The sequence below is a fragment of the uncultured Microbulbifer sp. genome, assembly GCF_913055755.1.
GTDB lineage: Bacteria > Pseudomonadota > Gammaproteobacteria > Pseudomonadales > Cellvibrionaceae > Microbulbifer.
Window position 1 is genome coordinate 1 of sequence record NZ_CAJXKH010000113.1, and the last position, 11,058, is coordinate 11,058.

Below are 11,058 nucleotides of genomic sequence, written 5' to 3' on the forward strand. Positions count from 1 at the left end.
GCGGTTCCGGTGCGGGCTCGCTGATTGCCTACTCACAGAAAATTACCGACCTGGATCCGCTGCAATACGACCTGCTGTTCGAGCGATTCCTGAACCCGGAGCGGGTGTCCATGCCCGACTTCGACGTCGACTTCTGTATGGAAAAGCGTGACCGCGTGATCAATTACGTGGCCGACAACTACGGCCGCAACGCGGTGAGCCAGATCATCACCTTCGGTACCATGGCCGCGAAGGCGGTGGTGCGGGACGTGGCGCGGGTGCAGGGCAAGTCTTACGGCCTCGCGGACAAGCTGTCGAAAATGATTCCGCCGGACGTGGGCATGACCCTGCAGAAGGCCTACGACCAGGAAGACGTGCTGCGCGAATTTCTGGAGAATGACGAAGAGGGGCAGGAAATCTGGGAGATGGCGCTGCAGCTCGAGGGCGTGGCGCGGAACGTCGGCAAGCATGCCGGTGGTGTGGTAATCGCCCCCACCAAGCTCACCGACTTTGCCCCGCTCTACTGTGACGAGACCGGTGCCGGCCTGGTTACCCAGTTCGACAAGAACGACGTGGAAGACGCGGGCCTGGTGAAGTTCGACTTCCTCGGCCTGCGCACCCTGACCATCATCGACTGGGCCAAGGCGATGGTGGACGAGAAGCGCGCGCGCGAGGGCGAAGAGCCACTGGTGATCGAGGCGCTGCCACTGGACGATGTGGAAACCTTCAAGCTGATCAAGCGCGCCGAGACCACCGCGGTATTCCAGCTGGAATCCCGCGGCATGAAGGACCTGATCAAGCGCCTGCAGCCGGACAATCTCGAGGACATGATCGCCCTGGTGGCCCTGTTCCGCCCGGGCCCGCTGCAGTCGGGCATGGTGGATGACTTCATCAACCGCAAACACGGCCGCGCCCAGGTGGCCTACCCGGACGCCAAGTACCAGCACGAGAAACTGAAGCCGATCCTGGAGCCCACCTACGGGGTTATCGTCTACCAGGAACAGGTGATGCAGATCGCCCAGGAGCTCGCGGGCTACACCCTCGGCGGCGCGGACATGCTGCGCCGCGCCATGGGTAAGAAAAAACCCGAGGAGATGGCCAAGCAGCGCAGCACCTTCGAGGAGGGCGCCAAGTCCGAGGGCGTGGATCCGGATCTGGCGATGAAGATCTTCGACCTGGTGGAGAAGTTCGCCGGTTACGGCTTCAACAAATCCCACTCCGCCGCCTACGCCCTGGTGTCCTACCAGACCGCGTGGCTGAAGGCGCACTACCCGGCACAGTTTATGGCCGCCACCATGTCCTCGGACATGGACAAGACCGACAAGGTGGTGACCTTTATCGAAGAGTGCCGGGCGATAAATCTGGACCTGGTGCCGCCGGATGTGAATCTCGGCAGTTACCAGTTCTCGGTGGACGTGGACAACCGCATCATCTATGGCCTGGGTGCGATCAAGGGGCTGGGTGAAGGCCCCATCGACAACATTATTGCCGAGCGGGAGCAGGGCGGTCCGTTTACCGATCTGTTCGACTTCTGCTCCCGCATCGACCCGCGCAAGGTGAACAAGCGCGCACTGGAGGCGCTGGTGCGCTCCGGTGCCCTGGACAGCATCGGTCCCAGTGCCGACGACGCCGATGGCCTGAACTACTCCCGCGCAGTACTCTTCAACTCTCTGGACGAGGCGGTGAAGTCTGCCGAGCAGCAGAGCAAGAACGACAGCGCCGGCATGATGGACCTGTTCGGCGAGGTGGTGCGCTCCGCCTCCGATGGCGACGTGTACGAGGATTTCCGCCGCGCGCGCCCCTGGAGCATTCGCGAGCGCCTCGAGGGCGAGAAGAATACCCTCGGCCTGTACCTTACCGGCCACCCGATCGACGAGTATGAAGACGAGCTCAAGCACCTGGTGAAGGCGCGCATCGCGGACCTGAAGCCGGGCCGCGAAAGCCAGAAGGTGGCGGGCCTGGTGGTGGGCATGCGGGTGATGAAGACCAAACGCGGGGATTCCATGGCGATTGTGTCGCTGGATGACCGCAGTGGCCGTATCGAGGCGGCGGTGTTCAGTGAGGCGTTTGGCGAGCACCGGGAGAAGCTGGTGAAGGATTCGCTGCTGGTGCTGGAGGGCTCCATTTCCCACGACGATTACAGCGGCGGTCTGAAGATGAGCGTGAACAGTGTGTCGACGCTGGATGACCTGCGCAGTGGCAGTGTGATCGGGGTGACCCTGAAGCTCGCCAGCGCCGAGGCGCTGCCGAATATGGGGCAGCGCCTGAGTGCCTGCCTGCGCCCGTATACGGGTGGCAAATGCCCGGTCAATGTGCTGGTGGAGCGCAGCGATGCCCGCGCCACTTTCCGCCTCGCGGAAGAGTGGAAAGTGGAGCCAAACGACCAGCTGATCCAGTCCCTGCGGGAGGTGATCGGCAGAGAGGGGGTGCAGCTCGACTACACTCAACGGCAGTGAATTTGAGTAGATGGCTCTAATTAGCGCGGTGGCGGCGAGTCACCGGGGCGAGTATTCCGAAACGCTGTGAATACGTCCCTGTACGCTCCGTCGGCGACGTCCATGTCGCCGACGGTTCGGAATACTCGCCCCGGCGCCTCACCTTCAATTTTCACTACTGAGCGCTGTAAGTGAGTCATGCACTCGACTGGCTGGTCCTATCCCGGTAAGCTAGCCGCCATTTTCAGTACACGAGGCCCATTTGCGACCAATAGGGGTATTTTGGTCGCATTTCGCTGCCGATTGGGGCGGTGGGTCCACAGGATTATCAAGGCGCGAATTAAATGAAGTTCAGTTTTCTCGAGTTTGAACAGCCGATTGCGGAACTGGAAAGCAAGATCAAGGAACTGCAGCATGTGGGCGACGACAACGAGCTCAACATTGCTGAAGAGATCACCCGCCTGCGGGAAAAGAGCGAGAAGCTCACCGAGTCCCTCTATTCAGACCTCTCTCCCTGGCAAATCGTACAGGTAGCGCGCCATCCGCAGCGCCCGTACGCCAAAGACTATATCGAGCGCATCTTTACCGACTGGGATGAGCTGCACGGCGATCGGCACTTCGGTGACGACAAGGCAATCATTGCCGGTATCGGCCGCCTCGAGGGCCGCCCGGTGGCGGTGATCGGTGAGGAGAAGGGCCGCAGTGTCAATGACAAGGTCAAGCGCAACTTCGGCATGCCGAAGCCGGAAGGTTACCGCAAGGCCCAGCGCATCATGGAAATGGCCGAGCGCTTCAAGATGCCGGTGCTGACCCTGATCGACACACCCGGGGCCTATCCGGGTATCGACAGTGAAGAGCGCGGTATTTCCGAGGCCATCGCCAAGAACCTGGCGGTAATGTCCCGACTGCGCACGCCGATTATCTGCACCGTAATTGGTGAAGGGTCCTCCGGTGGCGCGCTGGCGATCGGTGTCGGCGACCAGCTGAACATGCTGCAGTACTCGACGTATTTCGTGATTTCCCCGGAAGGCTGCGCCAACATTATCTGGAAGACCGTGGAAAAGGCGCCGCTGGCGGCGGAAGCCATGGGCGTTACCTCCAGTGTGCTGGAGGAGCTGGGTATCGTGGACGAGACCATCGAGGAGCCGCTGGGCGGCGCCCATCGCGATCCGGACCTGATGGCGGCGCGCCTGCGCGATCGTCTCAGCGAGCAGCTGGACCGGCTGTCCGCGGTACCGCTGGACGAGCTGCTGGATAAGCGTTACCAGCGCCTGATGAGCTACGGCAATGTCACCGGCTGATCGCGCAATCGATTGAATGCAGTTACGCATTCCATAAAAAAAGCGGCAACCGAGGTTGCCGCTTTTTTTTACGCCGGAAAATCCGTCGTTGGCTGCGGCTTGTCACAGGCGCAGAATTTCCCGATAGTCCGCCACCCGCGCCTTGAACGGCGTATTGTCCTGCAGGTAAAGGCGCATGCAGTCCGCGGCATCCGGTTCCCCGTGCACCAGCTGGATCCCGGTGCCCGACTCCATTTTTGACTGCAACAGCCAGTCCCCCAGTTCCTTGTAATCTGCGTGGGCGGACAGCCCCTCGAGCATTTCGACCTTTGCCTTGCAGGGCACGTATTCCCCGTGAATCTTCACGCTCTGTGACCCGGCCAGCATGCGCGCGCCGCGGGTACCGCCGGCCTGGTAGCCGGCAAACAGAATCGTCGCACGATGATCCGGCAGCAGTCGCTTCATGTGGTGCAGTACGCGGCCACCGGTGGCCATGCCACTGCCGGCGATAATGATGTGCGGATACTGGATATTTTCCAGCGCCTTCGACTGGTCGACACTGCGGGTGTACTGGATGCCGGTGCACATGAAGCTGCAGTTTTCCGCGCTGAGGCGGTGCTGGTCCGGATAGCGGGCATAGATTTCCGAGGCGTCGATGGCCATGGGGCTGTCGAGAAATACCGGCAGTTTCGGGATCTTGCCGTCGCGCATCAGGTTCAGCAGCAGATATTGCAGGGTCTGTGCCCGTCCCACTGCGAAGCTCGGGATCACCAGGACGCCACCGCGGCTGACGGTTGTGTTGACGATCTCCGCCAGCTGTGCGGCGTGATCGATTTGTGGGTGACGGCGGTCGCCGTAAGTGGATTCCAGTAACAGCAGGTCCAGAGCCGGCAGTGGTCGAGGCGGGTGCATGATGAGATCGTCGGGGCGGCCCACATCGCCGGAAAACCCCACCCGCTTGCCGTCCGCTTCCAGAATCACACTGCCGGCGCCGAGGATATGCCCCGCTGGCTGGAAATAGAGGCTGGCGTTGCCAATCCGTACCGGCTCATCGAATGCCACCGGCTGGAACAGCTCCAGGCAGGCCTCTGCGGTATCACCGTTGTACAGCGGCTCCGGGTGGGCGTGCTTGCTGAGCTGGTGGCGCTGGTAAAACCGCGCGTCCTCTTCCTGGATGCGGCCGGCATCCGGCAGCAGAATGGAGCAGAGGTCGCGGGTGGCGTGGTGGCAGTACACCGGGCCGCGGTACCCGAGCTGGTACAGCCGCGGAATATAACCCGAGTGGTCCAGGTGCGCGTGGGTGAGCACTATGCCGCTGAGGCGTCGGTAATCGAACAGGGGCGTTTCCCAATTGCGTTCCCGCAACCATTTGTAGCCCTGGAACATGCCGCAGTCGACAAGAAATTCCTGTTTGCCGTCCTCCAGGCTGACCAGGAACTTCGAGCCGGTAACGGTGCCGGTGCCACCGAGAAAAGTGATATTCACCTGTGCCCACCTCCGTGTGGATTTTCTGTGGGGTTGCGGTTCGCGAGTAGTTTTTCGATCGCCGGTAGCAATAGCGGCGAGAGATCAAACGCGCAGTGCTTCCCGGGAATACTGTTGCTGACCGCAAGCTGGTCGGCGCCCGCGTGCAAGATCTTGCGGTCGGCATTTTCCGCGAACACGCCGTGTACTGCAGCGCAGACGATGCGCGATGCACCGGCACTTTTCAGTGCCGCGATGGATTGCAGTACCGTGTGCCCGCTGGCGACGATGTCGTCGACGATGACCGCGGTGGCATTCGCAATGCGCCTGTCCTGCGGCAGTGATACCCGCACATCCCTGTCACCGTAGCGTTCCTTGTCGCCAACGATAAACGGTTGCCCGGTTTCCCGCGCCAGTGATTCTACCCACTGGCGGCTTTCCGCATCCGGCCCTACCAGCAGCAGCGCACCCGGCTGTGTGACGATCCAGTTTTGCAGTGCCGGCGTGCCGGAAATGGCGAGCGCGGGAATGCGGTAGATTTCAGCGAGACTGTGGTAGCGATGCAGGTGCGGGTCAACCGTGACAAGCCAGTCCACGGCAGAGGAAAGCAGGCGCGCGAAAATTCCGGAGGTGACAATCTCCCCGGGCTGGAAGGCCTTGTCCTGGCGCATATAACTCAAATAGGGGGCCACCAGTCCCACGCGTTTCGCTCCCCGGGAACGGAGGGCCTCGGCCAGGAACAGCAGGGGCAGGATTTTGTCGTCCGGCTGCGCAAGGTTCACCAGCAGGATGCAGTCGCGATCACTCACTGCCGACATCACCCGCAGGTAGCTTTCGCCATCCGGGAAGCGCCGTATTTCCAGTGCGCCCTGTTCGGCGCCGATGCCCTGTTGTATCGGCTCAGTTAGCGGCAGCGCGTCTTCAAGGGAAAAGAGTACCGGGCGGGCCATCGCAATCACTCCCGCACCGGCAATTCTTCCACCGCCACATCAAACAGGTCGCGGTTCTGGTGGAAATATTCCCGGGCGTAAGCCAGTTCCCCCGGGGTCTCGGCGTACAGGGTTGCAAGGGGCTGGTGCTCGTGGATCATTTCGCCCACCTTGACCCGCAGGCGCAGGCCCGCTTCCGGCGAGGAGGGCGCGCCGGCGACTTTTGCCAGGTGCGCGAGGCGCCGGTTATCCATGCTGCGTAAACGGCCGTGGCGTTGACTGCGCAGCTCGATGTGATGGCCGGCGGTAGGAATTTGCTTGAGCCCGCCCTGGGCTTCGCAAATCTTGCGAAACTGTTGCCAGGCGCGGCCGGAGGCCAGGATTTCCCGGGCCTCCTGCAGGGCCTGCCGGTCGCTTATGTCGCGGGCCATACCCAGCAGCTGGCTGGCGAGGTACAGCGCCCGCTCCGTGAGGTCTGAGGGAGCGTCGCGCGCATTGCGCAATACACTGAGTACGTCGCGGGCCTCCTCTGCGGGGCCGATTCCCCAGCCGATGGCCTCGCTGCCATCGGTCATCACGCAACGCACTGTCACGCCAAGGCCCCTGGCGACGCTCTGGAACAGGGCGGCGAGCCGCTCCGCCTGCTCCCGGTCGCGCACTTTGGCAGTGGGGCCAATGGGCATATCGATGAGAATGTGGGTGGAACCCGCAGCTATTTTTTTCGACAGCACCGAGGCCACCAGCTGTCCCTCGCTATCCAGGTTCAGCGCGCGCTCGATGCGGATCAGCAGGTCGTCGGTGGGGCTCAGCCCCACTTCGCCACCGGCGGCCAGGCAGGCGCCGGTGCGGGTGATAACGTTGCGCAGGTGCAGCAGGGGCAGGTCCACATTGGTCAGCACCTCCATGGTGTCGGCGGTGCCGGCGGGGGAGGTGATGGCGCGGGACGAGGTCTTCGGGATGATCAGGCCCGCGGCACTGGCGATGGCAACCACGATCGGCGTGGTGCGGTTGCCGGGCAGGCCGCCGATACAGTGCTTGTCAAAAATACGCTCGTACTCTGGCCAGTGCAGGCGGTTGCCATTGTTGACCATGGCGGTGGTCAGGGCGATGGTTTCGGCACTGGAAAGGCGGCCCCCGGCGCAGGCGGTGAGGAACCCCGCGATTTCGATATCCGAGTAGAGGCGTCTGCCAATGTCGTGAATGATGCCGCTGATTTCCAGCGTGTTGAGGCTGTTGCCGTAAATCTTCTTGCGCAGGGCACTGAGAGAGTGGACCTCTGGCGCGTGGTGCACCAGGACCGGGGTACCGGGCTTTAAATCCAGGAATTCCCAGGCGCTGTCGCTAAAGCCGATACTCCCGCGGGGCAGGATTTCCTCGGCAACGGTATTCAGGGTGGCGATCAGGGTACATTCTCCCGCCTTGATCTGCAGTCGGGTATTGGCGGTATAGCCCTCCGCACGGCAGACCGCGCAATCCTTGCGCATATAGACCACGGGCTCCTGGTGAGTGTCTATGCCCATCCTGTAGGCTTTCAATGGCAGTTCCCCGGCCATATAGTCGCAACCTGGTTTTAGCTGTAGAGCACCGGCTGCGACCCGAAGGGCACCGCAGAACCGGTCTGAATCTTCCTGGCAAAAAGGTATGGAACTGCGGGTGGAGCCTGGTCTGTCCGCGGTCCACCCACAACTATATAAGTCAAGCTCCTGGGGGCAGCGACGGCAAGTGAATCACCGCCCGGGCAGCGGTCTTGCGCCCGTTCACGGCCCTTGCGGTCATGTCCTTAATTAACCTGCATGGGGCCCGTGACTACTGGGTTTGCCCCTGTCCAGAGGGTATTCTGCCCATCGCTGAAAATCCCACTGTGCAACAAACGATTTGCCAATAATAAGTAGAGGTCTGCCTTGGCGGAACTGGGTGACATTTCCGGACTGACGCTGGGGCTGCTGTTAGTGGTCTGTGTGATCAGTGCCTTTATCTCTGCTGTGACCGGCGGCGCTGGCGGCATCCTGATGTTTGCCGCGCTCAATGTGGCCATCCCGCTGCGACTGCTGGTGCCGATCCACGGCGCCGTGCAGCTGATGAGTAACCTGGCGCGGATTGCTTACGTCCGCGAGCACATCCGCTGGGATATGTGCGTGCCGTTTTTCTTTGGCTGCACCATCGGTTCCGTGCTGATGACCCTCGGGCTCGCCAGCCTCAGCTGGCAGCAACTGCCGATGGCGCTGCTGGCAATACTGATTTTCTACACCGTGTTCAAGCCGAAAAGGTTGCCGGAAATCCGCCTCAAACCGCGGAATTTTTTCTGGGTAGGTATCGGCACCGGCACCCTGGGTATCCTGGCCGGTGCGGTTGACCCCCTGCTCGCGGCATTTTTTGTACGCGGGGATCTGACCCCGAAAGAAATCGTTGCCAACAAATCCGTCATGCAGGCCTGGTGCCATGCACTCAAGGTGCCCGCTTTCATCTACCTGGGGTTCGCCTTTTCCGATCACCTGGGGCTGATCCTGCTGCTGACGGTTGCCGCAATCTTCGGCACGCGGATCGGCGTGGCACTGTTGAATCGCATTGACAGTGCACTGTTTTTCAAATTGATGCGCATAGCGTTGCTGGTGGCCGGTGTCCGCATCGCCTACCAGCTGATCGCGCAATAACAGATTTTTACAGGAAGCACTATGGCCGACTATCAGATCATCAATCCCTACAATGGCGAACTGATCGAAGAGTATGACTTCCATACCCGCGAGCAGGTGGCAGAAACCATCGAACTGCTGGTGGGAGGGCGTAAAGTCCAGCTCGCCACCCCGGCCTTTGAGCGCTCCAATATCCTGCTGAAACTCGCCCAGCTGATGCTGGAGCGCAAGGAAGACCTGGCTCGCCTGATCACCGAGGAAACCGGCAAGACCATCAGCGACAGCCGCGTGGAAATCGATCGCGCCTACAACACCGCGCTTTCCAGCGCCATGGAAGCCCGTGCAATCAATGGCGAGGCGCTGGACTCCGACGCCTTCCCGCCCAGGCGCGAAAAAATCGGCGTAGTCCTGTGGAAGCCACTCGGCACCGTCCTGTGCATCACCCCATTCAACTTCCCGATCAATATCGCCGTGCACAAAATCGGCCCCGCGTTTGCCGCCGGTAACACCATCCTGTTCAAACCCGGCCCGCAAAACAAACGCTCCGCCGAACTGCTGGTAGAGCTCTGCTATGCCGCCGGCATGGACCGATCCGTACTGCAGATGCTGATCCCGGACATCGAAGCCACCAGCTACGCGGTGAAACACCCGCAGATCCACGCCATCAATTTCACCGGCGGCACCGCCGCCGCCAATGCCATCGCCGCCAACGCCGGCTACAAGAAAATGCTGTTCGAACTTGGCGGCAACGACCCCCTCATCGTCATGCCCGACGCCGACCTCGACGCCGCCGTCACCGCCACCATCAACCAGCGCTTCGCCACCGCCGGCCAGCGATGCACCGCCGCCAAACGCCTGTTCGTACACAGCGAAGTCTTCGACGCCTTCGCCGAAAAACTCGTTACCGCCACCGACAAACTCAAAGTCGGCGACCCGACCCACGACGACACCTTCGTCGGCCCCCTCATCCACACCGCGGCCGCGGACGAAGTCGAAGGCCGCATCACCTCCGCCGTAAATAAGGGTGCGCGGGTCCTGTTTGGCCACAAACGCGAAGGCAATATCCTGTGGCCAACCATCCTCGACAATGTCGCCGACGATGCGGAAATCGTTGCCGAAGAAACCTTCGGCCCGGTGGTACCCCTGCGCAAATTCGACGACGAAGCGGAGCTGGTCGCACTGATTAACAGCTCGCCGTTTGGTTTGCAGGCCGGTGTCTTCACCCAGAATCTCGCACTCGCAAAACGCCTGTACAACCAGCTGGAAGTCGGCCTCCTGGCCGTCAACGATGGCCCGGGCTTCCGCGCGGAGCATTTTCCGTTTGGCGGTGTAAAAGAAAGTGGCGTTGGCAGGGAAGGGGTGAGTTACGCGATTCGTGAAATGAGTTATCAGAAAACGTTGGTGATCTGATTTTTTTCGAAGCCGAGTGTGTTGAATCGAAGGTGACGACGCCGAGTATTGGTTCGCAAGACCTTCCGCGAGAGGGACCTCGCGGAAGAGCCCCCATGGATGGGTTCACGGCGTGTCTTGCGAACCAATACCCGGTGGCGGCACCGCCTCTGAATCACTTTTAGAGCTCAGATCACAAGACCAGCCAAGCGCCACAATTCACAAAACGTGATCCACCGTCCTGTTCAAACCAAATTCCATCCCCTATACTCGGCCCCAACTTGTCGGAGTGCCTTCGGGCTGAGATCGCAGTAGCGAGATCCGTTGAACCTGATCGGGGTAACCCCCGCGTAGGGAACAAGATCTGAATTCGCTTATTTTTGAGCATTCAATGGGCCTGTATCCAGATACAGCCCGCTCAAAACCTGCCATCCCCCCGTTTTTGAATCCCAGAACTGCACCCCGCAAGTCATCCAAAATCAAGGATCACAACGCAAGGGGTCAGCATGTCTCAAGTCGCCGAACCGCAGAATAAAGCCGACAAAAAAAGCCGCGCCGAGCAGCAACAAAGCGCCAAACAATTTCTCGATAGCCTCACCGCCCAACAATTCCCCAACTCCCGCAAAGTCTACCTGCAAGGGGAGCACCAAGGCGTAAATGTCGGCGTACGCGAAATCTGTCTAGGCCAGAGCCTCGTCGGCGGCGACGAAGCCAATCCCGTGCTTGAGCCCAACGAACCCCTGCAGGTCTACGACACCGCCGGCCCATACTCCGACCCCGATTACACACCCAATGTCCGCGACGGCCTGCCAAAACTTCGTCAGCAATGGATCGAAGCCCGCGGCGATAGCGAAATTCTCGACAGCCGCCAGGCCGCCTACAGCCAGAAACGCATGGCCGACCAGGGCCTCGACCATATCCGCTTCGACAACCTGCCCGCCCCACGCAAAGC

Annotated in this window: 7 protein-coding genes, 1 pseudogene and 1 riboswitch; of the genes and pseudogenes, 5 read left to right on the forward strand and 3 right to left on the reverse strand. The window is 61.1% G+C overall.

From position 1 onward, the window contains the following. Together dnaE and QZ511_RS14945 are read left to right on the forward strand one after the other, a co-directional pair. The coding region (dnaE, locus tag QZ511_RS14940; RefSeq protein ID WP_295803526.1) for a DNA polymerase III subunit alpha at window positions 1–2,435 on the forward strand (2,435 nt) is incomplete at its 5' end. A gap of 323 nt (window positions 2,436–2,758) precedes the next feature. Further along, entirely contained in the window at window positions 2,759–3,715 is a 957-nt protein-coding gene (locus tag QZ511_RS14945; protein ID WP_295803528.1) for an acetyl-CoA carboxylase carboxyltransferase subunit alpha, read from the forward strand. A gap of 102 nt (window positions 3,716–3,817) precedes the next feature. Here the strand turns inward: QZ511_RS14945 and QZ511_RS14950 are convergent, their stop codons facing one another. From QZ511_RS14950 to QZ511_RS14960, 3 genes are read right to left on the reverse strand one after another with little or no spacing between them, the layout of a single operon-like run. Continuing rightward, window positions 3,818–5,179, reverse strand: coding sequence for an MBL fold metallo-hydrolase (locus QZ511_RS14950; RefSeq protein WP_295803530.1), 1,362 nt, complete (start codon window positions 5,177–5,179; stop codon window positions 3,818–3,820). After that, window positions 5,176–6,108 carry a ribose-phosphate diphosphokinase gene (locus QZ511_RS14955; protein ID WP_295803532.1) on the reverse strand — a complete coding sequence of 311 codons (933 nt, stop codon included), beginning with the start codon at window positions 6,106–6,108 and terminating at the stop codon, window positions 5,176–5,178. The genes QZ511_RS14950 and QZ511_RS14955 overlap by 4 nt, the downstream gene beginning before the upstream one ends. Before the next feature lie 5 nt (window positions 6,109–6,113). Further along, on the reverse strand, window positions 6,114–7,622 hold the full coding sequence (locus QZ511_RS14960; RefSeq protein WP_295803534.1) for a thymidine phosphorylase family protein: 1,509 nt from the start codon (window positions 7,620–7,622) through the stop codon (window positions 6,114–6,116). Between the two features lie 366 nt (window positions 7,623–7,988). Here QZ511_RS14960 and QZ511_RS14965 point away from each other — a divergent pair, with 366 nt between their 5' ends. From QZ511_RS14965 to QZ511_RS14975, 3 genes and pseudogenes are all read left to right on the forward strand, one after another. Then, window positions 7,989–8,738 carry a sulfite exporter TauE/SafE family protein gene (locus QZ511_RS14965; protein WP_295803536.1) on the forward strand — a complete coding sequence of 250 codons (750 nt, stop codon included), beginning with the start codon at window positions 7,989–7,991 and terminating at the stop codon, window positions 8,736–8,738. Window positions 8,739–8,759: 21 nt separating this feature from the next. After that, window positions 8,760–10,127: an aldehyde dehydrogenase family protein gene (locus tag QZ511_RS14970; RefSeq protein WP_295803538.1), complete on the forward strand. Its 1,368-nt coding sequence runs from the start codon at window positions 8,760–8,762 to the stop codon at window positions 10,125–10,127. Window positions 10,128–10,381: 254 nt separating this feature from the next. Further along, window positions 10,382–10,480, forward strand: a riboswitch (TPP riboswitch). Between the two features lie 132 nt (window positions 10,481–10,612). Beyond that, window positions 10,613–11,058: pseudogene (locus QZ511_RS14975) on the forward strand (phosphomethylpyrimidine synthase ThiC); the annotation flags it as partial.